The following is a 24,455-nucleotide window of genomic DNA, read 5'->3' as shown; positions in this document are numbered from 1 at the left end:
CTGACCCGTATCGTGATTGCCCATTCCGTCGAAGACCCGCTCTACTACCTGCATAATTTTCGCCAGGTGCTGGGGTGGGTCGCCCAGCGTTACCACGATCTGCTCGATGAGTCCGAGCAGGCTTTTCTGATTGCGTTCGAGCGCCTGCCGCAGCCCGCCCAAGCGCTGCTGGTACGTATGGTGATGCGCAAAGGTGAGCTGTTTCGCACTGACAAGCTGACCTATGCCGAGATTGGTGATGCCCACTCAGCCCTGCGACCGCTGGGAGAGCTGGGCTGGATCTGCGAGCGCGCGCCACTGACGATCGAGCAGTTGTTTGCCTTGCTGCGCAAAGACGAACTGGCAGCGTGCTTTGCCGCGCAGTTGGTCAGGCCACGGGCAGCCAAGGCTGATCTGCTGCTGCAACTGCAAGCCCTGCAGCTGGAGCCAAGGCCGCTGGCCCAATGGTTCGCCGGCTTTGATGTGAAGGTCATCCACTGGCGATTGCAGCCCCTGTGTGATCGGTTGCGCCTGCTGTTTTTTGGCAACCTCTACCAGGATTGGTCAGACTTCGTGCTCGCCGATACCGGCGTGCTGCGCTTTGAAAAAGTCCCTTTCAGTGATGACTCGCGCGCCCTGCGCAAACGTGCCGAAGTCGACCTGGCCATGGCCCTACATCACTGCGCCGAGCGCCTGGAGCAGGGCGAGGCGCCGGCAACCTTGCTGGCGGAACTCGACGGCCTGCACAGTGACAACCCCTGGCTGGCGCGGCGGCGCTCGCGGTTGTTGTTCAGTGTTGGTCAGCATTGCGAACGCCTGGCCGAATGGCAGCTGGCATTGGCGGTCTACGAGCAGAGCCTGCACCCTGAGGCACGTATTCGCCAGGTGCGTGTACACGAGCGCAGCGAGCAGTGGAGCAAGGCGTACAGGCTTGCTGAGCAGATGGCCAGTGCGCCTGCCAACCCGCTCGAAACACAGGCCCTGGCGCGCATGCTGCCGCGCCTGGCACGCAAGCTCGGCGGGCCACCGACGCCGCGGCGGCGGGTTGGTGCGGTTACCCTCCTCGAACTCGAACTGCCCGCCGAGATGGCTGCGCTGGGTGTCGAGCGGGCCGTGCAGGAGCACCTGGCACAGGAGGGTGGCTCGGTGCACTACGTCGAGAACACCTTGTTCAACAGCTTGTTCGGGCTGCTGTGCTGGGAGCCGATCTTCGCGCCCGTGACCGGGGCGTTTTTTCACCCGTTTCAGAGCGCGCCGCAGGACTTGCATGACGCTGACTTTCGCGAGCGCCGCAGCGCGCTGTTCGACAGCTGCCTGGGGCGGCTCGATGATGCCAGCCATGGCGAGTTGATCCGCGCGTGTTATCAGGCCAAATATGGCCTGCAGTCGCCGTTCGTGTTCTGGTCGATGCTGCCCACGGAGCTGCTTGAACTGGCCCTGAGCTGCCTGCCGGCAATGCATCTGAAACAGTGCTTCCTGCGCTTGCTGCAGGACATCCGCAACAACCGCACAGGCATGCCTGACCTGATTCAGTTCTGGCCGGAGCAGGGCAGCTATCGCATGATCGAGGTCAAAGGACCGGGCGATCGGCTCCAGGACAATCAGCTGCGCTGGATCGAATTCTGCCGCGAACACGGCCTGCCGGTTACCGTCTGCCATGTGCGTTGGGCGGCTGCCCAGGCATGAGTTATACCGTCGCCGTGCGCGCCTTGTGCGAATTCAGCGCCAAGGTCGGCGACCTCGACCTGCGCTTTACCCCATCACCCACTGCGCAGGAGGGCATCGCCGGCCATCGCCGGGTAGTGGCACGCCGCGAGGTGGGTTATGAAGCTGAAGTCAGCCTGCAGGGCCAATACCTCAGCCTGCAGGTACGTGGCCGCGCCGATGGTTATGATCCGGCGCGCAACCGCCTCGAAGAAATCAAGACCCACCGCGGTGATCTGGCGCGCCAGCCAGCCAACCATCGCCAGTTGCATTGGGCGCAGGCCAAGGTCTACGCCTGGTTGCTGTGCCAGGCGCGGCAGTTGCCCAGCATCGACGTAGCGCTGGTATATCTGGATGTCGACAGCGACCGCCAAACGCTGATCAGCGAGCACTACAGCGCAGCAGATCTGCAGCTGTTTTTCGAGGTTCAATGCCAACGCTTTCTTGCCTGGGCCCAGGCACAGGAGCAACGTTTGCAAGCGCGTGACCAGGGCTTGCAGGCAATGAGTTTCCCCTACCCGCAGTTTCGCCAGGGCCAGCGCCAGTTGGCCGAGACACTGTACAAGGCCGTCAGCACCGGTCGCTGTCTGATGGCTCAGGCCAGTACCGGCATCGGCAAGACACTCGGCACGTTGTTTCCATTACTCAAGGCGGTGGTGCCGCAGCAGCTCGACAAAGTGTTCTTCCTGACCGCCAAGACCCCGGGGCGGGCACTGGCCCTGGATGCCCTGCGCCAGCTCACCGCCGCCAGCCCGCAGCCGGCTCTGCGCAGCCTTGAGCTGATCGCTCGGGACAAGGCCTGTGAATATCCAGGCAACGCCTGCCATGGCGAGTCGTGCCCACTGGCCAAAGGCTTTTACGATCGCCTGCCGGCTGCCCGCGAGGCCGCTGGCGCTGTGCCGCTGCTGGATCGCGAAGCGTTGCGCGAGGTCGCGTTGGCGCATCAGGTGTGCCCTTATTATCTGGGTCAGGAGATGGCGCGCTGGGCTGACGTGGTCGTGGCGGACTACAACTATTACTTTGATGCCCACGCATTACTGTTTGGCCTCGCGCAGCTCAATCAGTGGCGCGTGGCAGTGCTGGTGGACGAAGCACACAACCTGATCGAGCGTGGTCGGGCGATGTACAGCGCCAGTTTCGATCAGGGCCAGTTGCTGACGCTTCGGCAAAGCAAACCGCAAGGGCTGAGCAGCGCGCTGGATCGGCTCAACCGCCAATGGAATGCCCTGCATAAAGACCAGCGTGTACCGTATCAAGCCGGCGAGCGCCTGCCAGAAGCCTTTATCGGGGCGTTGCAGCAATGTGTTGGCTTGATCCAGGAGCAGCTCAACCAATCGCCGCTGGGCATTGATCCGCTGCTGCTGCAGTTTTTTTTCCAGGCCCTGCAGTTCACGCGCATTGCCGAGCTGTTCGACGAGCACTTTCTGTTTGATGTCAGCGTGCGTAATGGCCCGCGTAACAGACGCCTGAGCACGCTATGCCTGCGTAATGTGGTCCCGGCCCGCCTGCTTGGGCCGCGCATGAGCGCTGCGCGCAGTGTCACGTTGTTTTCTGCCACGCTCAGCCCTCGGCATTACTATGCCGATCTGCTTGGGATGCCGGCCGACACGGCCTGGCTCGATGTTGCCGCGCCGTTCCAGGCCGAGCAATTGCAGGTACGCATCATCAGCCAGGTGTCGACGCGTTACCGCGAACGGCAGGCGTCACTGGCGCCCATCGTCGAGCTGATCGCCGAGCAGTACCGCAGCAAGCCTGGCAACTATCTGGCCTTTTTCAGCAGCTTCGAGTACCTGCAACAGGTGGCCGCACTGCTTGCCGAGCGCTATCCGCAGTTGCCGCGCTGGGAGCAGGCCAGCGGCATGGACGAAGCTGCGCGCGAAGCGTTTCTGGCGCGCTTTGTCCCGGATGGCGAGGGCATTGGTTTTGCGGTGCTTGGCGGCGCATTCGGAGAGGGCGTCGACCTGCCGGGAACCCGCTTGATCGGCGCATTTGTTGCCACGCTGGGTTTGCCACAGGTCAATCCGATCAATGAGCAGTTCAAGCAACGCTTGGCCCGGCAGTTCGGCGCCGGCTTTGACTACGCCTATCTGTACCCCGGCGTTCGCAAGGTAATCCAGGCCGCAGGGCGGGTCATTCGTGGCGATCAGGACCGCGGCGTGTTGCTGTTGATCGACGAGCGCTTCGCTGAAACACGCGTTCAGCAGATGTTTCCCAAATGGTGGCAGATAGCTAGCGAATAATCCCCGCAGGCCCCATCGCACGGCATTGCAACTCCCAGTACACTGCGTGTTCCAACACTCACATTCGTTGAACTCGAGGTTTCTGCATGACGCTCAGTCCTTTGGCAGGCAAGCCGGCTCCGGCCAGTGTGCTGGTCGATATTCCCCGCCTGTTGACCGCCTATTACACCGGCCGCCCTGATGCGTCCGTGGCAGCCCAGCGCGTGGCCTTCGGCACCTCGGGGCATCGCGGTACGTCGCTGGAGTTGAGCTTCAACGAGGCGCATGTGCTGGCGATCACCCAGGCCATCTGCCTGTATCGTGAGCAGCAAGGCATCGACGGGCCGCTGTTCATCGGTGCCGATACCCATGCGTTGTCCGCGCCGGCGGCCGCCAGCGCGCTGGAAGTGCTGGCCGCCAACGGCGTGCAGGTGATGCTGTCCAAGGACGATGAATACACCCCAACGCCTGCGGTGTCGCACGCGATCCTTTGCTACAACCGCGGCCGCCAGAGCGGCATGGCAGATGGCATTGTCATCACGCCGTCGCACAATCCACCGCAGAGCGGTGGCTTCAAGTACAACCCGCCCAATGGCGGGCCGGCCGACAGCGACGTGACCAAGTGGGTCGAGGCCAAGGCCAACGAACTGCTTGGCGCAGATCTGGCTGGGGTAAAGCGTATGGACTATGCGCAAGCGCTGCAAGCGCCGACTACCCAGCGTCACGACTACTTGGGCAATTACGTCGCCGACCTGGAAAACGTGATCGATTTCGAGGTAATCCGCTCGGCCAACCTGCGTCTGGGCGTCGATCCGCTGGGCGGTGCCGGGGTACGTTACTGGCAGGCGATTGCCGACCACTACCAATTGAACCTGGAAGTGGTCAACACCGAGGTCGACCCGACCTTCCGCTTCATGTGCGTCGACTGGGACGGGCAGATCCGCATGGACCCGTCCTCGCCTTACGCCATGCAGGGCCTGATCGGCCTGCGCGACCGCTTCGATGTGGCCTTTGCCTGCGATCCTGATCACGACCGCCACGGCATCGTCACCGCCGAGGGCCTGTTGCAACCCAACAACTACCTGGCCGTGACCATCGACTACCTGTTCCGCAACCGCCCGCAATGGCGCAGCGATGCTGCAGTGGGCAAAACCGTGGTCAGCAGTGGTTTGATTGACCGCGTGACTGCAGCGCTTGGCCGCACCCTTTACGAAGTGCCAGTCGGTTTCAAGTACTTTGCTGCGGGTCTGTTCGACGGCTCGCTAGGCTTTGGCGGCGAAGAAAGTGCCGGCGCCTCGTTCCTGCGTCGCGACGGATCGGTCTGGGCCACGGACAAGGACGGGCTTATTCCAGCCTTGCTTGCCGCGGAGATGACTGCCCGCACCGGACGTAACCCGAGCCAGATCTATGCCGACCTCACTGCGAAGCTGGGCAAGCCCTACGCAACCCGAGTCGAGGCCAAGGCCGATCCACGGCAGAAAGCCCTGCTGAGCAAGCTGGCGCCCGAGCAGGTGACGTCGACTGAACTGGCGGGCGAGCCAATCGAGCAGATCCTCAGCCACGCGCCGGGTAACGCTCAGGCGATCGGCGGGCTCAAAGTGATGACGGCCAATGGCTGGTTTGCCGCGCGGCCGTCGGGCACCGAAGACATCTACAAGATCTACGCCGAGAGCTTTATCGACGAGGCGCACTTGCAGCGCCTGGTCAAGGAGGCTCAGGTGCTGGTGGATGCAGCTATCGCCTGACCAGCGAGCTGAGTTGAATATCGAAAGCAGAGAAGGGGCCTTGTGCCCCTTTTTTGTGGGCGAGCCTTGCGGCCTTCAGAGTTATGGCATTGCGGCCAATTATCGGCAATTTACATAGCCACCTAATCAAGGCTTTGACATTCACTGCCTAAGCAGTAATATTTGCACACACATTTGTCTGAGCTGGGCCGCAAGCCGATGTCGCATTTCAGTCCTGAAAACTTCCAGACCTGCACGATCGGCATGCTGCTGGGCCGAGCAGCGCTGCTCAAGGACCGCATTCTTGACGCGCATCTCGAGGGCGAAGGGGTTACGGCCGCGCAATTCAAGGTGCTGATCATCGTCACTCAGTACCAGGTCGACACCCCGGCCGAGCTGTGTCGCTACCTGGGCCTGGACAGCGGCTCGATGACGCGCATGCTCGACCGCCTCGAACACAAAGGGCTGATCCTGCGCAATCGCTGCCCGGACGACCGCCGTCAGGTGCGCCTGGCCCTGACCGCCGACGGTCAGCGCCTGGCAGATCGCGTGCCCGAAGTAGGCGCAGCGGCAATGAACGAACTGGTCGGCGTGCTCCAGCCTGAAGAATTGCAGACCCTCGAAGGCCTGTTGGCCAAGGTCCTGCTCAATGCCGGCGACCCTCTGACGATCCGCCGCTTCGGCGATCGTTGATCCCTGTTACGAATTCTCCAAGGTACTGTCATGGCCACTCCTGCGGACACAACCCAATCTTCCCCGGCTCCCGAAAATTCGCGCAAGCGCAAGACCTGGCTGCTGGCCGTGCTCTTGCTGGTGATACTCGGTGGCGCTGCTGCCTGGGCCTGGTACAGCCTGGTCGGGCGCTGGCACGAGAGCACCGATGACGCCTACGTCAACGGCAACGTGGTGGAAATCACCCCGCTGGTGACCGGCACGGTTACCAGTATCGGCGCCGACGATGGCGATCTGGTGCAGGCCGGCCAGGTCTTGCTGCGATTCGATCCCGCCGACAGCGAGGTTGCCTTGCAGTCATCCGAGGCAAAGCTGGCGCGTACCGTGCGCCAGGTCCGCGGCTTGTACAGTAACGTCGACTCGCTCAAGGCACAGATGCAAAGCCGCGCTGCGGAATTGAAGAAAGCCCGCGATAACTACAACCGGCGCAAGGTCCTGGCCGACAGCGGGGCGATCTCCCGCGAAGAGATCTCCCATGCCCAGGACGACCTGAGTTCCGCGCAAAGTGCCTTGGACAGCGCCCAGCAGCAGCTGAACACCAGTACTGCGCTGGTTGACGACACGCTGTTGGCCTCGCACCCGGAGGTGATGGCTGCCGCTGCCGATGTACGCCAAGCGTATCTGGATAACGCTCGCACTACCTTGGTTGCACCCGTTACAGGCTATGTTGCCAAACGCACCGTGCAGTTGGGCCAGCGCTTGCAACCGGGCACTGCGACCATGGCCGTGATCCCGCTGGATGAGGTGTGGATCGACGCCAACTTCAAGGAAACCCAGCTGCGCAATATGCGCATCGGCCAGCCGGTAGAGATCAGCGCCGATCTGTATGGCAGCGACATCAAGTACACCGGCACCATCGACAGTCTCGGCGCCGGTACCGGCAGCGCGTTTGCCTTGCTGCCTGCGCAAAATGCCACCGGCAACTGGATCAAGATCGTCCAGCGGGTGCCAGTGCGTGTGCACCTTAACCCCGAGCAGCTGCGCGATCATCCGCTGCGCATCGGCTTGTCGACGGTGGTTGAAGTCGACCTGCACGATCAGACCGGCCCGACCCTGGCGCAACAGCCTCCGCAACAAGCCAGCTACAGCACCCAGGTGTATGAGCGCCAACTGGTCGACGCTGACCGGCTGATTGCGCGCTTGATCCATGACAACAGCGCCGCAGGCAAGACGGCGCAGCGATGAACAACAACGGCGCTGCGCAGTTCACTCCGCCAAGCCTGCTGCTGACCACCATTGGTCTGTCGCTGGCGACGTTCATGCAGGTACTCGATACCACCATCGCCAACGTCGCCTTGCCGACCATTTCCGGCAACCTCGGTGTCAGTTACGAGCAGGGCACCTGGGTGATCACCTCGTTTGCGGTGAGCAACGCGATTGCCTTGCCGCTGACCGGCTGGCTAAGCCGGCGTTTTGGTGAGGTCAAGCTGTTCATCTGGGCGACGCTGTTGTTCGTGATGGCGTCATTTCTGTGCGGGATCGCCCAGTCGATGCCTGAGCTGGTTGGCTTTCGCGTGCTGCAAGGGGTGGTCGCCGGGCCGCTATACCCGATGACGCAGACCTTGCTGATTGCAGTGTATCCACCGGCCAAGCGGGGAATGGCGCTGGCGCTGCTGGCGATGGTGACGGTTGTTGCACCGATTGCCGGGCCGATCTTGGGCGGCTGGATTACTGACAGCTACAGCTGGCCGTGGATTTTCTTCATCAACGTTCCAATTGGCCTGTTCGCCGCTGCCGTGGTGCGCCAGCAGATGCGCACGCGACCGGTCGTGACCAGCCGGCAACCGATGGACTACATCGGTTTGATCACCTTGATCATTGGGGTGGGGGCGTTGCAGGTTGTGCTCGACAAGGGTAACGACCTGGACTGGTTCGAGTCGTCGTTCATCATCATGGGCAGCCTGATCTCGGTGGTGTTCCTTGCCATCTTCATCATCTGGGAGCTCACCGACCGCCACCCGGTGGTGAACCTGCGGCTGTTTGCCCATCGCAACTTTCGCGTCGGCACCATCGTGCTGGTTGGCGGCTACGCAGGCTTTTTCGGCATCAACTTGATCCTGCCGCAATGGCTGCAGACGCAGATGGGCTATACCGCCACCTGGGCCGGGCTGGCCGTGGCGCCGATTGGCTTGCTGCCGGTGATCATGTCGCCTTTCGTGGGCAAGTATGCGCACCGCTTCGACCTCCGGGTGCTGGCCGGCCTGGCATTTCTCGCGATCGGCGCCAGCTGTTACATGCGCGCCGGCTTCACCAGCGAGGTGGACTTCCAGCACATTGCCCTGGTGCAGCTGTTCATGGGCATCGGCGTGGCGCTGTTCTTCATGCCGACCTTGAGCATTCTGCTGTCTGACCTGCCACCGCAGCAGATCGCCGATGGCTCAGGCCTGGCGACATTCCTGCGGACCCTGGGCGGCAGCTTTGCGGCATCGCTGACAACCTGGATCTGGATTCGCCGGGCCGATCAGCATCACGCCTATTTGAGCGAGCACATCAGCCAGTACGATCCCGCCACTCGGCATACGCTTGAGCAACTGGGGGGCGCCAGCCCGCAGAGCTACGCGCAGCTTGAGCAGATCGTCAACAGCCAGGCCTACATGATGTCGACGGTGGACTACTTCACCCTGATGACCTGGGTATTCGCCGGCCTGATCCTGTTGGTATGGTTTGCCAAGCCGCCGTTTACGGCCAAGGCCGGGCCGGCCTCAGCGGGACATTAGTTGTCAACTCAGGCAAGCAAGCGTTAGCCTTGTGCCATCAGTCGCCCAGGGGCAATCGATGGACAAGGTTATCGTGATTACCGGCGCCAGCCGTGGCATCGGCGCTGCTTCAGCGCGGCTTGCCGCTGAGCAAGGCTATCGTATCTGCATCAATTATCATGCTGACGATCAGGCAGCTGAGCGCATCCTTGCCGAGGTCCGCGAGCGCGGTGCCGAAGCGATTGCCGTGCGTGCCGATGCCAGTGTCGAGGACGAGGTCATCCAGCTGTTCCAGCGCGTTGACCATGAGCTTGGGCCGGTAACGGCACTGGTCAACAACGCTGGTACCATCGGCCCGCAGAGCCGCCTGGAAGACATGTCCGAGTTCCGCCTGCTCAACCTGATGAAAACCAATGTGGTCGGGCCGATGCTGTGTGCCAAGCATGCTTTGCTGCGCATGGCCCGTCGGCACGGCGGCCAGGGTGGGGCGATCGTCAATGTGTCGTCGTTGGCGGCGCGCCTTGGTTCACCTGCGGAGTACGTTGATTACGCTGCGTCGAAAGGCGCGTTGGATACGTTCACCATTGGCTTGGCCAAAGAGGTGGCCGGCGAAGGCGTGCGCGTCAATGGGGTGCGGCCCGGTTATATTCTCACCGGCTTTCATGCGCTCAGCGGTGATGCCGAACGCGTGCACAAACTTGAGGCAGGGTTGCCGATGGGGCGGGGCGGCCAACCAGAGGAAGTCGCCGAGGCGATTCTCTGGCTGCTGTCGGATAAGGCGTCCTACTCGACCGGCAGCTTCATCGAACTAGGCGGCGGGCGCTAGCCGAAATCCCCGTCATTCAGGACCGGCTTGCGATGGTGCTGACGCCGCCAACAGTTGACTGACGCGTTGGGCCAAGGTCTTAAGGTCAAAAGGTTTGAGCAGTATCTGCGAATTCATGCCTGTGCCGTTGTCGGTGCCTGTCGCGTCCAGCGTCTGCTCGAGCTGCTTTGGCTCACCGGAGCGCAAGACCTGGCCGTAGAACTCGACCCAGAATTCCGCCTGACGGGTGGCAACTGGCGAATAGTTCTGCCCAGTGGGTCGATCCCGGCATGGGTGAAGCAAGCTGTATTAGTCAGTACATGCCGATAGTCGCTCAGCGGGCCTGCCGGGCCGTCGAAGAATTCGATGATGCAACAGCCCATGTCCATGGTGTCGAAGACAAAGCGATAAAGACGTTGCTCGCTTCACTGGCGCTGCGCGAGTTGTGCTTCAAGGGCGTTGTTGCGTTGCTGCAAGGCGTCCAGTTGCTGGCGCAAGGCGCGCAGTTGAGGGGTCGTGCATATTTGCATCCTGCGCTATATCTCACTGCGCAACTGTAGCTTGACTGGTCGGTCACCGCTAGAACGAGCGCACAATTCGCCCCAAGGTTTCCATGGCTTGCTCGGCGCTCGCATCCCATGGGCTGCCGTAGTTCAAGCGGATGCAGTTGCCGAAGCGCCGGGTCGGCGAAAAGATCGGCCCAGGGGCAATACTGATGCCTTGTGCGGCAGCCATGTGAAACAGCTTCAGCGCATCCATTTGTTCTGGCAGCTCAAGCCACAGGAAATATCCACCAGAGGGCTGACTGACCCGCGTCTGCGCCGGGAAGTAGCGCGCAATCGCTGCCAACATGCTCGCCTGCTGACCCTCCAGCGCATAACGAAGCTTGCGCAGGTGACGGTCATAGCCGCCGTGCTGCAGGTAATCGGCGATGGCCGCCTGCGCAGGCATGGATGCGCACAGCGAGGTCATCAATTTGAGCCTCTCTACCTTCTGCGCAAAGCGCCCGGCCGCGACCCAACCAATGCGATACCCCGGCGCCAGGCTTTTGCTGAACGAGCCGCAGTGCATTACCAGGCCATCGGTGTCGAAGGCTTTGGCCGGTTTGGGCGCTTGCTGCGAGTAGTACAACTCAGCATATACGTCGTCTTCGATGAGCGGCACCTGATGGTGCCGCAGCAGTTCTACCAGTTCCTGCTTCTTGTGCTCAGGCATGCTCGCACCGACCGGGTTCTGAAAATTGGTCATGCACCACACCGCCTTGACCGGGTACTTGTCCAGGGTCTGTGCAAGCACCCCAAGGTCCATCCCTTCACGCGGGTGCACGGGGATTTCCACAGCCTTGAGCTTGAGCCGCTCCAGTACCTGCAAGCACGCATAAAATGCCGGCGCTTCGATGGCCACCAGGTCGCCTGGCTCGGTGACTGCCTGCAAGCACAGGTTCAATGCCTCGAGCGCGCCATTGGTGATCAACAGCTCTTCCATCGGCAACATCAGCCCAGCGACCATGTAGCGCAGGGCGATTTGCCGGCGCAGTTGCGGGTTGCCGGGCGACAGGTCGGTGACCGCCATGCGCGGGTCCATTGCGCGGCTGGCGCTGGCCAATGAGCGCGACAGGCGTTGCAGTGGGAACAACGCAGGGCTGGGGAATGCCGAGCCAAACGGAACCGTATTGGGATCTTTGATCGAGTCGAGGATGGAAAATACCAGCCCGCTGACGTCAACCTCGGTTGACTCGCTGACTGGCGCCATGATCTGCGGCTCACTCATCTGCTGCGGCGCATGCGCATTGACGAAATAGCCTGAGCGCGGTTTGGCACGGATCAAACCTCGCCGCTCGAGCAGGTAGTAGGCCTGAAACACTGTCGACGGGCTGACCCCGTGGGTCTGGCTGGCGTAGCGCACAGAGGGCACCCGCTGGCCAGGGCCAAGTACCCCGGAGCGGATCAGTTCAGCAATGTCATCGGCAAAGCGTTCGTAGCGTTTCATGGGCGGTCGGCAGGCATGGTGATGGCTCAGTGTAAGGGATCAGCGGTTCAACGGCGCGACGAAGCGGCTGCGCGCGCTGCTGCGAATGCTTGGCTCGTCGCTGTCCTGGATCTCGAAGGTCAGGTCCTGGGCGCTGCTGCTAGGCCGCTCTGCAAGCATCGCGACCGATACCGGCAGCTCGCCCATTTCGCCGGCGCGCAAGGTGAATTCGGTGCTGCCGTGCAGCTCGAAGCCGTCCGCATCCACCAGGCGCAGCTGGTAGCGCTGTGGCTGCTGGGTCTTGTTGATGACCTTGAGCAAGTAGATGTTCTCGATCTGGCCCAAGGCGTTTTCGCGGAACAAGCCGCGGTCCTTGATCACATCCAGCGACACCATCGACCGCTCCTGCAGGGCGAGCACCAGGGCGCCGATCATGACCACCAGCGCGGTTACATAGCCGAGCAGGCGTGGGCGCAGCCAGTGGGTGGAGCCGCCTTGCAAGGTGTGCTCGGACTTGTAGCCGATCAGCCCGCGCGGGTAGCCCATCTTGTCCATCACCCCGTCGCAGGCATCGATGCAAGCGGCGCAGCCGATGCAGGCCATCTGCAGGCCTTGGCGGATATCGATACCGGTCGGGCAGACCTGCACGCACAACGTGCAATCGATGCAGTCGCCCAGCTGCTGCGCGCGCGGGTCGCTGCCTTTCTTGCGTGGGCCTCGCGCTTCGCCGCGACGCGGGTCATAGGCGACGGCCAGGGTGTCCTTGTCGAACATCACCCCCTGAAAGCGCGCGTAGGGACACATGTGCATGCACACGGCTTCGCGCAGAAAACCGGCATTGAGGTAGGTGGCGCCGGTGAAAAACAGCACCCAGAACAGGGCAACACCCGTCAGCTGCAAACTCAGCAGCTCCTGCGCCAGGGGGCGGATAGGGGTGAAGTAGCCGACAAAAGTCAGCCCGGTAAGTACGGCAATGGCCAGCCACAGCGCGTGTTTCAAGCTCCGCCGGGCAACCTTGTTCAGGCTCCATGGCGCTGCTGCCAGCTTGATGCGCTGATTGCGATCGCCTTCGCTGATTTTTTCGCACCACATGTACAACCAGGTCCAGGTGCTCTGCGGGCAGCTGTAACCGCACCAGACTCGGCCTGCGAAGACGGTGATGGCAAACAGGCCAAAGGCGCTGATGATCAGCAGCGCCGACAGGAGGATGAAGTCCTGCGGCCAAAAGGTGGTACCGAATACGTGAAATTTACTGTCAGCAAGATCCCACAGTACTGCCTGGCGGTCATCCCAGTCCAGCCAGGCCGTACCGAAGAACAAGGCAAACAAGGCACCGGCAAAACCGATCCGAAGATTGCGGTAGATGCCGCTGAAGCTGCGCGTGTGAACGGCGCCGCCGCTGTAACCGCTGCCTCTTTGGGCTGCTGGGGGTGTTACCTCAATCACGTGGTACGGAATCTTATCGCTCATGTCGCGTGGCTCATCAGGCTTCAACAGACCCGGGCACTATGGGCCGGTGACTGTTTGCAGCACAGACTCAGCTAAGGCGATAAAAACCGTATCAGTTATCTCGTGGGCCGCGGCGAACCCTTAGATTACCGAGCCAGGCTCGCTTGCCTTGAGATGCCTGCGGCTATCTACCGCACCGATAACAGTGAGGGCGTCAGCCTCCGCTTCGGTGATCGGTATGCGCTCCCCGGCAAGCACAGCGACGGACATGCGCAGCTGCTCGTCAGTGACGATCTCGACTTCCGGGCCAGTGCCCTCGATCCGCAGCTTGTCGCTGATGAGCGTGCAGTGGCGGCTGTTCTGGTCAACTTCTATAGGCATGTCAGCGTCCTCTGGGTGGTTGCTATTAGTGACCGCACGGTTGCCCGGGTTGCTGCATTGGCTGATCGAACGGCACTTCGGCGTGGGCTGAGGGGTCAACCGTTAACACGGGCAGAGGAGGGTGTTGATGGAAAGCGGCTGGGAGAGGATTCTGGTTACTATCCAGACCGAGTTTGCCGATGTGACCAACGTCGAGGAGGTCACACGCATTCTGGTGCGTTTGCTGATGGCCGCGGTGTTGGGCGCCGTGCTGGGCTTTGAGCGTGAACACCGCGGCAAGTCTGCTGGCGTGCGTACGCACATGCTGGTCTCCGTGGGTGCAGCACTGTTCGTGCTGGCGCCGAGTATGGCCGGCGCAGATGCTCAGGCGCTGAGCCGGGTAATCCAGGGCATCGTTGCAGGTATCGGCTTTTTGGGTGCGGGTACCATTCTCAAAGGCAATGGCAAGGATCCCAGCCACGTCAAGGGGCTGACTACTGCGGCGGGCTTATGGATGACCGCAGCCATTGGGACGGCTGCCGGGATGGGGCGGGAGGCGACTGCGCTGATCAGTACGATCCTGGCGCTGCTGGTGCTGAGCACCATGCCCAAGCTGGTAGACAAGGTCGAAGGAGGCAACGATCAGAAGCAGCGGGAAGAAGAGGGCTGATAGCACTGAGGGGAGCCGAAGCTCCCCTCAAATCGTTGCTGCCTGCTCTGTTGTTATTATTGAAGGCGGGCCTTTTGTTGTTTTTGTAAGCCTGCCTCGGTGCTGCGAGCAACCCCCATGCGGGGTCAAGAGCAAACGTATTTTTTTGAGCGCTGACCTGCTTTCATCATGTTGATCCGACCGTGACTGTGGCTACCTGAAGGTAGTTTTGTTGTTCTGTGTCAGGCCGCGGGGTTAACCCCCAGGAAACCAGTTCTACTCCAAAAAAATCTGCTTGCTACGCCTCTGCCGTGTTGTTCTTGTTATGTCAGAGCCGTTACCTGTTGTTTTTATTGGGTGTCACGTTTTTGTTCTTGTTATGTCAGAGATATAGCAGGTGGCGTGCCAACTTTTTAAAATCCTTGAAAATCAAGGGCTTGGCTATTTTCTGCATCTTCTCACTGCGGGAAATTCTGTCGAATTGTTTCCCTGTTACCCGAATTTCCGCTGCGCAACGTGGGGGCGGTAACACCAGGCCCACACATTGATGACATTAGTGTGACTCATTGTGCGCTACGGGCCCGCGCGACACGCGAGCCTGTCGGTCGCCCCAGCACCTGGCTGATGCGCTGGCCGGCGGCGATCAGCCGGTCGAGGTCTATGCCGGTCTCGATCCCCAACCCCTGCAGCAGGTACAGCACATCTTCAGTGGCGATGTTGCCGGTAGCGCCCTTGGCATAAGGGCAGCCGCCAAGCCCGGCGACCGAGCTGTCAAACACCTGGATACCTTCCAGCAGGCTCGCGTAGACGTTGGTCAGGGCCTGGCCATAGGTGTCGTGGAAGTGCCCGGCCAGTTGTGCACGCGGCACCTGCGCCGCGACCACTTCAAATAATCTGCGTGTGTCACCGGCAGTGCCGGTACCGAGGGTGTCGCCCAGCGATACCTCATAGCAGCCCATGTCATGCAGCGCCTTGGCGACCGGAGCAACCTGCTCGGCGCTGACCCGGCCTTCATAAGGACAACCAAGCACACACGACACGTACCCGCGCACCCGCACACCATGGCTGCGCGCTGCTTCCATGATCGGTTCGAAGCGCCGCAGGCTGTCACTGATCGAGCAGTTGATATTGCGCTGTGAGAACGCCTCGGTAGCAGCGGCGAATACAGCTACCTCTTTGACACCCGCAGCAACCGCGTCTTCAAAACCACGCAGGTTCGGCGCCAGCGCTGCGTAGGTGACCCCAGGAAGCTGCTTGATCGCGCTGAATACTTCGGCCGAGCCGGCCATCTGCGGGACCCACTTGGGCGAGACGAAACTGCCCACCTCGATGTAGGACAAACCGGCCTCGCTCAGGTCATCGACCAGGCGCACCTTGTCGGCGACGCTGATCGGCTGGGCTTCGTTCTGCAGGCCGTCGCGCGGGCCGACTTCAACCAGGCGAACGTGTGTTGGCAATGACATGGCAGGGTTCCTGTGGCGAGTCAGCACGTGCTGTCGGAAGGTTTGGGCGTGGCGGCAAGCGCTTGCTCGCAACGCTCCTGAGCGGTATCCAGTTCAAGGTGCATCTGCTCAATATCGAGCATCTGCTGCTCCAGCTGAGCGCGCCGCTCGGCAATTTTCACCAGCATGCTGTTGAGCTGTTTGAAGTTGCCGCCGCTCGGGTCATAGAGCTCGATCAGCTCGCGGCACTCGGCCAGAGAAAAGCCGATGCGCTTGCCGCGCAGAATCAGCTTGAGCGTGACTTTGTCGCGGGCACTGTAGATGCGCTCCAGCCCACGCCGCTCAGGGCTGATCAGGCCTTGCTCTTCATAGAAGCGGATGGCCCGGGTAGTGATGTCCAACTCACGGGACAGGTCGGAGATGCTGTAGGTCTGGGTGCTCATGCTTGGGCTCGGAAGATTTATCGCACTAAGCTACTGGGACCTTTACGTTTACGTCAAGGCATCCTGGGCTTATCGGCCCTTTCCGGAGCACGTGGGTGGTTCAGCGCTGGCAGGCATGCTAAAAGTCAGACTGATCATTTATAAATTGAATCCTCTGATGTCTATCAGCGTTAAATCGAATAGGGCGTTGTTCGATCTCGACTTGTTGCGGGCGATCGTTGTGGTGGCCGATTGCGGCAGCTTCACAACTGCCGCAGCCCGCTTGCACTCGACTCAATCGACCATCAGTCAAAAAGTCAGGCGGCTGGAAGAAATGGTCGGCCATCGCCTGCTGGTGCGGGGCAATCGTGATGTGTTGCCTACCGATGCCGGGCAGACCTTGCTTGGCTATGCCAGGCACATGCTGGCGCTCAACGATCAGATGCTCGAAGCCCTGGCCGGCGCGATGGTCGGCACTACGGTGCGGCTTGGGGTGCCGGAGGATTTCGTCGGCGGGCGCACGACCAATGCGCTGTCTGACTTCAGCCGGCGCCATCCGCAGGTCAAACTCGAGGTGACCAGCGGGCTTTGTCGCGACCTTAGCCAAGCCTACGACAATGGTGAGCTTGACCTAGTGCTGCTCAAACAGCGGCGCAACAGCCGCGAAGGGGTGGCCTGCTGGCCCGAGCGCCTGCAGTGGATCGATAGTGCGCGGCTGCCGGCGTTCGAACTCGATCCAATTCCTCTGGTGACCTTCCCCCCGCGTGGGCTGTACCGCGATGACATGATCAACGCCATCGAAGGCATGGGCCGGCGCTGGCGCATCAGCTTCACCAGCTCCAGCCTGAGCGGGATTCAAGCGGCGGTTGCCGATGGTATGGGTGTGAGCCTGCTGCCGCCGCGTGCTGCGACGGCTGAACACCGCGTACTGGGTACCGAGCACGGTTTGCCGGAGGTCGACAGCTACGAGATTGTCATAGTGCACAGGCCAACTGCCGAGCAGATGGTGCGCTCGTTGGCGCAGGTGCTGACAGAGCTTCTGATGGTCCATGCCATCTGACAGGCACGCAGATTGTCCTGTCAGCGAGACAATCAGTGCTGTTTACACCGTCTATTGCTCGATTATCACCGCAGGTAAGCTTGTACCCAGTCAAAAAGGAGACCTCTCATGAAAGACATTCTGGGCGTTCATCAAGCCCCTGCCGGGCACTGGGTGGGCGATGGTTTTCCGGTGCGCAGCCTGTTTACTTATGACCAACTGGCTCGGCATATCAGTCCGTTTCTGCTGCTGGACTACGCCGGCCCGCACGATTTTGCGCCCACCACCGCTCGGCGCGGCGTTGGCGAACACCCGCACCGCGGCTTTGAGACCGTGACCATCGTCTACCAGGGCGAAGTCGAGCATCGCGACTCCACGGGCGCCGGCGGTTTGATCGGGCCGGGGGATGTGCAGTGGATGACCGCTGCCGATGGCATCATCCATGAAGAATTCCATTCGCCAGCGTTTGCCCGCAGCGGCGGAGCACTGGAGATGGTGCAGCTGTGGGTCAATCTGCCGGCGCGGGACAAGCGTGCCCCGGCGGGTTACCAGACACTGCTGGCAGCGAATATTCCGGTTGTGCCGCTGGCAGACCAGTGCGGCAGCCTGCGAGTCATTGCCGGCGAGTTCGAGGGCGCCGCGGGCCCGGCGCGCACATTCACCGCGATGGATGTCTGGGATGTCCGCCTCAACGCCGGCGCAACGCTGCAACTGCCGGTCGCCACTGGGCGCAACGCCGCCATAGTCGTGCTACGCGGCAGCGTAACGGTCAATGGTAACCGCGCAGCCGGCCCGGCCAGTTTGGTGCTGCTTGACCGAGCCGGCGCGGGGGTCCACCTCGAGGCGCAGGCGGGTGCGGTCCTGCTGCTGCTCAGCGGTGAACCGATCGACGAGCCAATCGTTGGCTATGGGCCTTTTGTGATGAATAGCCAGGCGCAGATTGCCGAGGCGTTGGATGACTTTCAATCGGGTCGATTTGGACGTATGGGTGGTAGGCATGGCGCCGCCCACTGAGCGGCAGGCATAGGCGGACCGCCCGTCGCGCGAGGGCGATGGCAGATCGAACGGTCGTCATGGCTCGGCGATCTTCCACTAAGGTGCTAGTGGGTGGCTGGGCAGTGGATGTTCTGGCGAATGGACCGCCGCTTGAAATTGAGCAACCTCAGCTGACGCCTCGCCCTTGACGGTGCACTCAAAGACAACAGGCCATCCCATGAAGAGGGTCGTACCATGTCGTTGATAGGTGTTTCAATGTTGGAAATGCGGCAAATCATCGAACAGGCCTGCCTGCCTGATCGGTGCGAGGTCAGTTGCCCTGATGGTGCCAGCCTGACCATCCGGCTGGGCGAGGGCCAAAGCTTGAAGCACTGCGTAACCCTGACTGATGTGCCGATCGACAGCCTTAACAGTTGCCGCGATCTGGTGGGTTTGGTTGCAGAGCTGCGCGCTCAGCAACGTCAGGCACAGCAGCCGGTTGCAGCCAAGCGGATCGCCTGACAGCGAGCCGTCGATGTGTGCTGCGGCGCCGATCGCGGCAAAGGGCCGCAGCTAAGCGGCCCCGTTGTGCTGACTCAGCGCTGCGGATTGAGTGTCAGGTGCACATGACGGTTGACATCCTTGTACAGCAGGTAGCTGAACGGACCCGGGCCGCCGGCATAGCAAGCTTGCGGGCAGAACGCGCGCAGCCACATGAAATCGCCAGCTTCAACTTCAACCCAATCCTGATTCAGGCGGTACACGGCTTTGCCTTCCAACACGTAAAGACCGTGCTCCATCACATGCGTCTCGGCGAACGGAATCACGCCGCCGGGCTGGAAGGTGACGATGTTGACGTGCATGTCATGGCGCATATCGGCCATGTCGACAAAGCGCGTTGTGACCCAGCCACCGTTGGTGCCCGGCATCTCGATCTTGGTCGCATTGTCGCGGTGGGTGACGAACGCTTCTGGAATATCCAGGCCTTCGACGCGCTGGTAATGCTTGCGCAGCCAATGGAAGGTGACGTTGGCCTTGCTGTGGTTACGCAGGCTCCACTCGGCGCCTGGTGGAATGAACGCATAACCGCCAGGCGCCAGGGTGTGATGCTTGCCCTGCAGGGTGATGTCGATTTCACCCTCGACTACGAACAATACCGCTTCGGCGTTCGGGTCCAGCTCTGGACGCTCACTGCCGCCTTCCGGAGCGACTTCAACGATGTACTGCGAGAAGGTCTCGGCAAAGCCGCTCAGAGGGCGAGCGATAACCCACATGCGCATCTTGTCCCAGAACGGCAGGTGGCTGGTGACGATGTCACGCATCACGCCTTTGGGGATAACGGCATAGGCTTCGGTGAACATGGCACGGTCAGTCAGCAGCTCGGTTTGAGCGGGGTGCCCACCGTGAGGGGCGAAGTAGGAATGGTTCGACATGGACAGTCTCGACTTGTTGTTCTCTCCCCGTGCCGGAAACCGCACCGGCCGGTGCGCCGCAGGGGATGCACGGACAGGATAGGGTCCGTGCACAGCCATCCACAAATTAAATGTTGAAATACCCGCTATTCGATTACTGAATGCTCACCTTGCGCCCCGCGTGGTTCTCGGGCAAGCGATCACCTTGGCCGAACAGCTTGTGGCGCAATGTGCCTTCCGCGTAGGCCACAGGGTAGCGGTCGCGCCGTTGTAGCTCTGGAATCAGCAGCTCGACGACATTGCTCAAATCATCCGGTTGTACGGCGTAAGTGAGGTTGAAACCATCGACACCGGTCTGGTCGAGCCAGCGCTCCAGTTGGTCGGCAACCTCGCTGGCGGAGCCGATCAAGACTGGGCCGCGGCCGCCAAGGCCGATGAATTCGGCGGCTTCGCGCACCGTCCACTGCCGGCCTGGGTCGGCCGCCGTAAAGGCGGCCAGGGCTGCGCGGCCAGCATCATTCTCGACATATTCAATCAGCGCATCCGGATCGAGGCCGGCGAAGTCGATGCCGGTCCAGCCGGACAGCAGCGCCAGCGCGGCGTCAAGATCCACATAACTGCGGTATTCGGCAAAGCGCGCCTGCGCCTGCTCACGGCTGTCCGCGACGATCAACAGCGCCTGCGCGTAAATCAGCACCTCGTCAGGGCCGCGTCCCGCCGCGGCGCTGGCCTGGCGCACGCCGTCGGCATAGCGGCGCAGCACCGTCGGCGTCGGTCCGCTGATGAATACGCACTCGGCGTGCTCCGCAGCAAAAGCCTGACCGCGCGCGGAGGCGCCGGCCTGGAACAGCACAGGCGTGCGCTGCGGCGAGGGTTGGCAAAGGTGCATCCCGGGGACCTGGAAATGCTCGCCGTGATGGCCAATCGGATGGACCCGCGAGGGTTCAATGTAGCGGCCCGATTCGCGATCCAGCAATACGGCATCGTCATCCCAGCTTTTCTCCCAGAGCTTGTACAGCACCTGCAGGTATTCATCGGCCAGGTCGTAGCGCTGGTCATGGCCCAACTGCCGAGCCAGGCCAAGATTGCGTGCAGCGCTGTCCAGGTAGCCGGTGACGATATTCCAGCCGACCCGGCCATTACTCAAGTGGTCCAGGGTCGACATGCGGCGGGCGAACGGGTACGGGTGCTCGTAGGTCAGCGAGAAGGTCACGCCGAAGCCCAGATGCTCGGTAACCCCGGCCATGGCCGGGACCAGCAGCAGGGGATCGTTGACCGGGACCTGCACGCCCCCACGCAGGGCCGCTTCGGGCCCGCCTTGGTAGACGTCGTAGATGCCCATGACATCGGCAATGAACAGCGCGTCGAACAGGCCACGCTCAAGCAGACGAGCCAGGTCAGTCCAGTAGTCCAGCCGGTTGAACGCCACGCTGGTATTGCGCGGATGGCGCCACAGTCCGGGGGACTGATGACTGGCGGCGTTCATGCTGAAGGCGTTGAAGCGAATCGGGCGGGGCATGCGAAGTGTTCCTTGGCGTCAGGGCAGGACGGCGGTCGGGTACACCGCGTCAGCCACGGTCAACTTGTGTGGGATCAGACCCAGGCCCTGGAAGGTGTCGGCCAGTTTTTGCTGTTCGGCAACGATTGCCGGGGTAATCGGCACGGCGTTGTAATTGCGTCGCTCGCTGGCTACTTCCAGCACCTCAGCCTTGATCCCTAGTTGCGGTGCCAGCAGGCTGGCAACTTCCGCAGGCTTGGCATTGGCCCACTGGCTGACTTTGGCCAGCTCGCTGAAGAAGGTCTTCAGCCATTCGCGGTGCTGGTCGGCAAAGCTCGCGGTGGAGAGATAGAAGGTCCGGTTGTTGGTCAGGCCGCTACCGTCGCGCAGGTTTTTCAAGCCCGGTTGCTGCTCGGCTGCTGCCAGGAACGGGTCCCACAGCGTCGAAGCCTGCACGCTACCCGACTGTAGGGCGGCGACTGCATCGGCGGCGTTGTTGACGTATGCCGGGGTAATGTCCTGATAGCTCAAGCCAGCTTGCTGCAACGCCACGGCCAGCAGGTATTGGGCATTCCAGCCGCGGCCAGTGGCAACTCGCTTGCCCTTGAGCTCCTGCACGCTGGTGATGTGATCCTGTTCGCGTACCACCAGGCCAATCCCGCGCGGGTAGGGCTGTTCAGCCGCCAGATAGACCACAGGCTTGCCAGCGGCCTGGGCGAACACCGACGGTGCATCAGCGGCGTGACCCAGGTCGATCGCACCGGTGCTCAGCGCTTCTAGCAGTTGCGGGCCGGCGGCGAATTCGTGCCAGCTGACTTTCACGCCCTGTGCAGCGAGCGCCTTTTCCAAGGCGCCCGTGCCCTTGAGGATGTTTACGCTGTTGAATTTCTGGTAGCCGATGCGCAAGGTCTTGGCATCGTCGGCTATGGCTTGTGACCAAGGCAGTATGGAGCTGACGACACTGGCCAGCAGGCCGCCGACCAATAGGCGGCGAAGAGGAGAAAAGGCACGGTTGGACAAGGCGGGTGCTCCTGAGCGAAGGCTGGAATGTGGGCTCCAGCGTAAGGGAGGCGGCTCAGGGCTTTCAATTTTTTTATTCCATTTGGTTAGATTGTTTTGTTATTTTTATATCCTTTTGTGTTTACGGGGTTTCAGCGTTATTCCTTGTGTTTCAGCTCTGCGACCAGCAGTAGCGATTGCGGCACGGGGCTTTGTGGATGCTGCGGTTCCTGCAATTGGAGGAGGGTTAGTCCGGCCATGTCCAACGCCGCGAGCCAGCTTGTCAACGTGCGCATGTACCACGGCATCGGCTTCCAATCACCCTCGAACCCAGCGAAGGATTCTTCACGCCAGCCATCTTGATAATCACCATTGGCGGCGCTCCACGGGTGTAGCGACTGGATCACCACCACGCCGCCCGGAGCCAGTAAGGTGGTCATCGCGCTCAGCAGCGGGATGATGTCCTGATGAAGCAGTGCGAAGTTGGCGCAAATCGCGTCGTAGCATTTGCCGAGTCCCACATCGCCGCTGGCGAGTTGTTCGTAGCTGCAGTGATGGACGGGTGCTGAGCCGGCTGCGCGTGCTGCCTCGACCAGGGTTGAGTCGCCATCCACGCCTACGGCTTCGATACCCCGAGCAGTGAGGGCGCGCAACAGCCATCCCTCACCGCAGCCGAGGTCGAGAACCCGCTGTGGCTGGCGTGACAGGATGGCCAGCAGGATCGCTTGATCGGTGACCTGGCGGCGGCTTTCGATACTGCCACTGCGCACGGCTTCGATCCAGGCGTGGGCGTTGTCATGCCAGCTTTGTTGGAGGCGGGTTTCAGGGGCAGGGGAGGACATGGCTGGCTCCGGCAGTGACAGATAGGTACAAGCTTAGGCGGTGCACTGGGCCCAGTGACATCGATACTTCAGCCGACCAGCCAGCCGCTGTCGCCCTCGATTAGCGTGCCGCCATGGTCAGTGGTGTCCCCAAGTCGCGCCACGGCCTTGCCTGCGATGGCGTAACTTGGCGAGCCGCTTTCAATGACGGCGCCGCAGCTTATGCGGTCGCCAACACAAGCAACCTCGCGCCCGCCGACCCTTGTCGCAGAAGTGCCCGAGACTACTTCGCCGATGCCGTGAATTGGGCAGTCATGTTTGTGGCCGATCAGCACAATGGGTTTCATCGGTGGAGGACTCCTTGGCTGTAGTGGACTGGTTGCCGGGCTTGGCTCGCTTACGGGTAGCGCGTGGTTTTTTCGCCGGCCGCTGGCCCGGACGTATGGCCCACAGATGGGCGTTCGCACGCAGGCGCTCCTGGATATGAGGCGGCCTGTCGGCCAAAGTGGTTAGCGGCGGGATGGGTTTGCCGGGCAGTCCTGCGTCGCGGATGATTTTTGGCCAGCGCGGCTTCCAGCACAGCAGCAGGCTTAGCCAGTGGCCCAGGCCGAGAATGAGGAAGGCGGGCGAAATAAGAATGAGGCCTAACTTGATGATCCGCGACGAATTCCAGAAATAGTGGGTAAGGCCCTCGAACTGCGGAGTGAATGCCTGCCAGGGCCAAGGGAAGTGTGAAGTGATGCGTGGGCGAGGTAGGCCCTCGGGGCCTTCGTCCATGAAACGGCGGATGAATTCCCATTCATGTCGTAATTCAGCCTGACTGTTGGCGGCTTTGCCAACCCAAGCAGTTTCTATATGCAAGGTTCCAGTCCAGCGCGGGAGCCAGTAAAGCGCAAGGGGCATTCCGATACAGTCATCAGTGAAATGTATCTTGTCAGTAGCTGAGGCGTTAATCCCGGCCCAGGGCAAAGTCACGATCCCGCCGCAATTGGCCGGGCGATGCAAGTGTACTTGCTGTGTTTTTCGATTGAAACGAATCAATAAGTGGCGGGATGTGAATAATTCAAGACAGGAGAAGGTAAACCCATATTTCGCATAAAGCCATGAGGCGAATGAAACAAGAATAGTTAGGAGCGCTGAAATATACCAGTGCATGAACGACCATTTGTTCTGCTCGTATAGGATGTCAATTGCGGTGATTAGAAAGTCGGCCGCCCCCACGCCTCCTAGGATTAGTACCGCGATCAGTGGCGCGGAGATCGTTGTAATCAGCCCTCTTTTGCTCTCCCACATACCGCATCTGATTTCGAGGGCGTAGTCGTTGAAAATGTACACCGGACCTCGACTTTTTGGAGTGTTGCTCACAACTTTTCGAGCGGCTGCCAGCGCTTCAGCCTCATCGCTTTCATAAATATCTGGAACGCGCTGGGTGCTGATATGCTCGTATTTTTTTCGAGTTTCTGCTGGCTCTAAAATGCTTTTCCACATCATCCACTCAATAAGGTACATTATAAGAGCTCGCGAGTGGCGTTGAACAAGGCTGACAGCTCATCCGAGTCTTT

23 protein-coding genes are annotated in these 24,455 nt (G+C 61.2%); 12 read left to right on the top strand and 11 right to left on the bottom strand.

From position 1 onward, the window contains the following. Positions 1-12: 12 nt before the first annotated feature. From AC58X1_RS04395 to AC58X1_RS04360, 8 genes are all read left to right on the top strand, one after another. Complete coding sequence (locus AC58X1_RS04395; RefSeq protein WP_188036087.1) at positions 13-1,665, top strand: VRR-NUC domain-containing protein; 1,653 nt, start codon at positions 13-15, stop codon at positions 1,663-1,665. After that, complete coding sequence (locus AC58X1_RS04390) at positions 1,662-3,923, top strand: ATP-dependent DNA helicase (protein ID WP_497428418.1); 2,262 nt, start codon at positions 1,662-1,664, stop codon at positions 3,921-3,923. Before AC58X1_RS04395 ends, AC58X1_RS04390 begins: the two co-directional genes overlap by 4 nt. An 86-nt stretch (positions 3,924-4,009) precedes the next feature. Further along, complete coding sequence (gene pgm / locus AC58X1_RS04385) at positions 4,010-5,647, top strand: phosphoglucomutase (alpha-D-glucose-1,6-bisphosphate-dependent) (protein ID WP_188036086.1); 1,638 nt, start codon at positions 4,010-4,012, stop codon at positions 5,645-5,647. A 198-nt stretch (positions 5,648-5,845) separates the two neighbouring features. Next, on the top strand, positions 5,846-6,319 hold the full coding sequence (locus AC58X1_RS04380) for a MarR family winged helix-turn-helix transcriptional regulator (protein ID WP_101323035.1): 474 nt from the start codon (positions 5,846-5,848) through the stop codon (positions 6,317-6,319). Positions 6,320-6,349: 30 nt separating this feature from the next. Next, complete coding sequence (locus AC58X1_RS04375) at positions 6,350-7,543, top strand: HlyD family secretion protein (RefSeq protein WP_220633713.1); 1,194 nt, start codon at positions 6,350-6,352, stop codon at positions 7,541-7,543. Further along, positions 7,540-9,075, top strand: a complete 1,536-nt coding sequence (locus AC58X1_RS04370; protein WP_150572569.1) for a DHA2 family efflux MFS transporter permease subunit — start codon at positions 7,540-7,542, stop codon at positions 9,073-9,075. Before AC58X1_RS04375 ends, AC58X1_RS04370 begins: the two co-directional genes overlap by 4 nt. A gap of 58 nt (positions 9,076-9,133) precedes the next feature. Then, positions 9,134-9,880: an SDR family oxidoreductase gene (locus tag AC58X1_RS04365; RefSeq protein WP_497428417.1), complete on the top strand. Its 747-nt coding sequence runs from the start codon at positions 9,134-9,136 to the stop codon at positions 9,878-9,880. Between the two features lie 269 nt (positions 9,881-10,149). Next, positions 10,150-10,419 (top strand): hypothetical protein, encoded by a 270-nt coding sequence (locus tag AC58X1_RS04360; RefSeq protein WP_150569118.1) that lies wholly within the window; start codon positions 10,150-10,152, stop codon positions 10,417-10,419. A gap of 19 nt (positions 10,420-10,438) precedes the next feature. On the opposite strand, the gene mapR is transcribed toward AC58X1_RS04360, so the two are convergent. The 3 genes from mapR to AC58X1_RS04345 form a co-directional block, all read right to left on the bottom strand. Next, positions 10,439-11,848, bottom strand: a complete 1,410-nt coding sequence (gene mapR, locus AC58X1_RS04355) for a GntR family transcriptional regulator MpaR (RefSeq protein WP_497428416.1) — start codon at positions 11,846-11,848, stop codon at positions 10,439-10,441. 39 nt (positions 11,849-11,887) lie between these two features. After that, complete coding sequence (gene ccoG, locus AC58X1_RS04350; protein WP_497428415.1) at positions 11,888-13,297, bottom strand: cytochrome c oxidase accessory protein CcoG; 1,410 nt, start codon at positions 13,295-13,297, stop codon at positions 11,888-11,890. A 120-nt stretch (positions 13,298-13,417) separates the two neighbouring features. Beyond that, a complete protein-coding gene (locus AC58X1_RS04345; protein ID WP_101319796.1) occupies positions 13,418-13,657 on the bottom strand; it encodes a DUF3203 family protein in 240 nt (79 codons plus the stop codon). Between the two features lie 127 nt (positions 13,658-13,784). Here AC58X1_RS04345 and AC58X1_RS04340 point away from each other — a divergent pair, with 127 nt between their 5' ends. Continuing rightward, complete coding sequence (locus AC58X1_RS04340) at positions 13,785-14,306, top strand: MgtC/SapB family protein (protein ID WP_101319794.1); 522 nt, start codon at positions 13,785-13,787, stop codon at positions 14,304-14,306. A 542-nt stretch (positions 14,307-14,848) separates the two neighbouring features. Here the strand turns inward: AC58X1_RS04340 and AC58X1_RS04335 are convergent. Both AC58X1_RS04335 and AC58X1_RS04330 read right to left on the bottom strand, forming a co-directional pair. Further along, positions 14,849-15,748 carry a hydroxymethylglutaryl-CoA lyase gene (locus tag AC58X1_RS04335; protein WP_497428414.1) on the bottom strand — a complete coding sequence of 300 codons (900 nt, stop codon included), beginning with the start codon at positions 15,746-15,748 and terminating at the stop codon, positions 14,849-14,851. A gap of 20 nt (positions 15,749-15,768) precedes the next feature. After that, positions 15,769-16,170 carry a MerR family transcriptional regulator gene (locus tag AC58X1_RS04330; RefSeq protein WP_101319790.1) on the bottom strand — a complete coding sequence of 134 codons (402 nt, stop codon included), beginning with the start codon at positions 16,168-16,170 and terminating at the stop codon, positions 15,769-15,771. A gap of 157 nt (positions 16,171-16,327) precedes the next feature. Between AC58X1_RS04330 and AC58X1_RS04325 the strand changes: the two genes are divergently transcribed. The 3 genes from AC58X1_RS04325 (at position 16,328) to AC58X1_RS04315 (ending at position 18,685) form a co-directional block, all read left to right on the top strand. After that, positions 16,328-17,209, top strand: a complete 882-nt coding sequence (locus AC58X1_RS04325; protein WP_101319788.1) for a LysR substrate-binding domain-containing protein — start codon at positions 16,328-16,330, stop codon at positions 17,207-17,209. A 108-nt stretch (positions 17,210-17,317) separates the two neighbouring features. Beyond that, positions 17,318-18,202 (top strand): pirin family protein, encoded by an 885-nt coding sequence (locus AC58X1_RS04320; RefSeq protein WP_497428413.1) that lies wholly within the window; start codon positions 17,318-17,320, stop codon positions 18,200-18,202. Between the two features lie 216 nt (positions 18,203-18,418). Further along, positions 18,419-18,685, top strand: coding sequence for a DUF1652 domain-containing protein (locus tag AC58X1_RS04315; protein ID WP_101319784.1), 267 nt, complete (start codon positions 18,419-18,421; stop codon positions 18,683-18,685). 74 nt (positions 18,686-18,759) lie between these two features. Here the strand turns inward: AC58X1_RS04315 and AC58X1_RS04310 are convergent, their stop codons facing one another. From AC58X1_RS04310 to AC58X1_RS04285, 6 genes are all read right to left on the bottom strand, one after another. Then, entirely contained in the window at positions 18,760-19,596 is an 837-nt protein-coding gene (locus AC58X1_RS04310; protein WP_101319782.1) for a bifunctional allantoicase/(S)-ureidoglycine aminohydrolase, read from the bottom strand. Positions 19,597-19,729: 133 nt separating this feature from the next. Continuing rightward, complete coding sequence (locus AC58X1_RS04305) at positions 19,730-21,094, bottom strand: LLM class flavin-dependent oxidoreductase (protein WP_497428412.1); 1,365 nt, start codon at positions 21,092-21,094, stop codon at positions 19,730-19,732. Between the two features lie 18 nt (positions 21,095-21,112). Continuing rightward, the gene (locus tag AC58X1_RS04300) at positions 21,113-22,093 is read right to left on the bottom strand and encodes an aliphatic sulfonate ABC transporter substrate-binding protein (RefSeq protein ID WP_150569124.1); all 981 of its coding nucleotides are present in this window, start codon (positions 22,091-22,093) and stop codon (positions 21,113-21,115) included. Positions 22,094-22,230: 137 nt separating this feature from the next. After that, on the bottom strand, positions 22,231-22,914 hold the full coding sequence (locus AC58X1_RS04295; RefSeq protein ID WP_259073442.1) for a class I SAM-dependent methyltransferase: 684 nt from the start codon (positions 22,912-22,914) through the stop codon (positions 22,231-22,233). Between the two features lie 68 nt (positions 22,915-22,982). Then, positions 22,983-23,240 carry a PAAR domain-containing protein gene (locus AC58X1_RS04290; RefSeq protein ID WP_150572562.1) on the bottom strand — a complete coding sequence of 86 codons (258 nt, stop codon included), beginning with the start codon at positions 23,238-23,240 and terminating at the stop codon, positions 22,983-22,985. Further along, entirely contained in the window at positions 23,206-24,402 is a 1,197-nt protein-coding gene (locus AC58X1_RS04285) for a DUF6708 domain-containing protein (RefSeq protein ID WP_497428411.1), read from the bottom strand. Before AC58X1_RS04285 ends, AC58X1_RS04290 begins: the two co-directional genes overlap by 35 nt. Between the last annotated feature and the right edge of the window lie 53 nt (positions 24,403-24,455).

This window comes from Pseudomonas sp. PGPR N4 (assembly GCF_059693665.1).
The sequence above is the reverse complement of the archived record's forward strand: the minus strand, read 5'-3'. Positions and strand labels throughout refer to the sequence as shown.

Bases quoted from the DNA above. Each gene is read 5' to 3' on its own strand.
- AC58X1_RS04390 (WP_497428418.1), top strand. From the start codon at position 1,662: ATGAGTTATACCGTCGCCGTGCGCGCCTTGTGCGAATTCAGCGCCAAG.
- pgm (WP_188036086.1), top strand. From the start codon at position 4,010: ATGACGCTCAGTCCTTTGGCAGGCAAGCCGGCTCCGGCCAGTGTGCTG.
- AC58X1_RS04380 (WP_101323035.1), top strand. From the start codon at position 5,846: ATGTCGCATTTCAGTCCTGAAAACTTCCAGACCTGCACGATCGGCATG.
- AC58X1_RS04375 (WP_220633713.1), top strand. From the start codon at position 6,350: ATGGCCACTCCTGCGGACACAACCCAATCTTCCCCGGCTCCCGAAAAT.
- AC58X1_RS04370 (WP_150572569.1), top strand. From the start codon at position 7,540: ATGAACAACAACGGCGCTGCGCAGTTCACTCCGCCAAGCCTGCTGCTG.
- AC58X1_RS04365 (WP_497428417.1), top strand. From the start codon at position 9,134: ATGGACAAGGTTATCGTGATTACCGGCGCCAGCCGTGGCATCGGCGCT.
- AC58X1_RS04360 (WP_150569118.1), top strand. From the start codon at position 10,150: ATGGGTGAAGCAAGCTGTATTAGTCAGTACATGCCGATAGTCGCTCAG.
- mapR (WP_497428416.1), bottom strand. From the start codon at position 11,848: ATGAAACGCTACGAACGCTTTGCCGATGACATTGCTGAACTGATCCGC.
- ccoG (WP_497428415.1), bottom strand. From the start codon at position 13,297: ATGAGCGATAAGATTCCGTACCACGTGATTGAGGTAACACCCCCAGCA.
- AC58X1_RS04345 (WP_101319796.1), bottom strand. From the start codon at position 13,657: ATGCCTATAGAAGTTGACCAGAACAGCCGCCACTGCACGCTCATCAGC.
- AC58X1_RS04340 (WP_101319794.1), top strand. From the start codon at position 13,785: ATGGAAAGCGGCTGGGAGAGGATTCTGGTTACTATCCAGACCGAGTTT.
- AC58X1_RS04335 (WP_497428414.1), bottom strand. From the start codon at position 15,748: ATGTCATTGCCAACACACGTTCGCCTGGTTGAAGTCGGCCCGCGCGAC.
- AC58X1_RS04330 (WP_101319790.1), bottom strand. From the start codon at position 16,170: ATGAGCACCCAGACCTACAGCATCTCCGACCTGTCCCGTGAGTTGGAC.
- AC58X1_RS04325 (WP_101319788.1), top strand. From the start codon at position 16,328: ATGTCTATCAGCGTTAAATCGAATAGGGCGTTGTTCGATCTCGACTTG.
- AC58X1_RS04320 (WP_497428413.1), top strand. From the start codon at position 17,318: ATGAAAGACATTCTGGGCGTTCATCAAGCCCCTGCCGGGCACTGGGTG.
- AC58X1_RS04315 (WP_101319784.1), top strand. From the start codon at position 18,419: ATGTCGTTGATAGGTGTTTCAATGTTGGAAATGCGGCAAATCATCGAA.
- AC58X1_RS04310 (WP_101319782.1), bottom strand. From the start codon at position 19,596: ATGTCGAACCATTCCTACTTCGCCCCTCACGGTGGGCACCCCGCTCAA.
- AC58X1_RS04305 (WP_497428412.1), bottom strand. From the start codon at position 21,094: ATGCCCCGCCCGATTCGCTTCAACGCCTTCAGCATGAACGCCGCCAGT.
- AC58X1_RS04295 (WP_259073442.1), bottom strand. From the start codon at position 22,914: ATGTCCTCCCCTGCCCCTGAAACCCGCCTCCAACAAAGCTGGCATGAC.
- AC58X1_RS04290 (WP_150572562.1), bottom strand. From the start codon at position 23,240: ATGAAACCCATTGTGCTGATCGGCCACAAACATGACTGCCCAATTCAC.
- AC58X1_RS04285 (WP_497428411.1), bottom strand. From the start codon at position 24,402: ATGTACCTTATTGAGTGGATGATGTGGAAAAGCATTTTAGAGCCAGCA.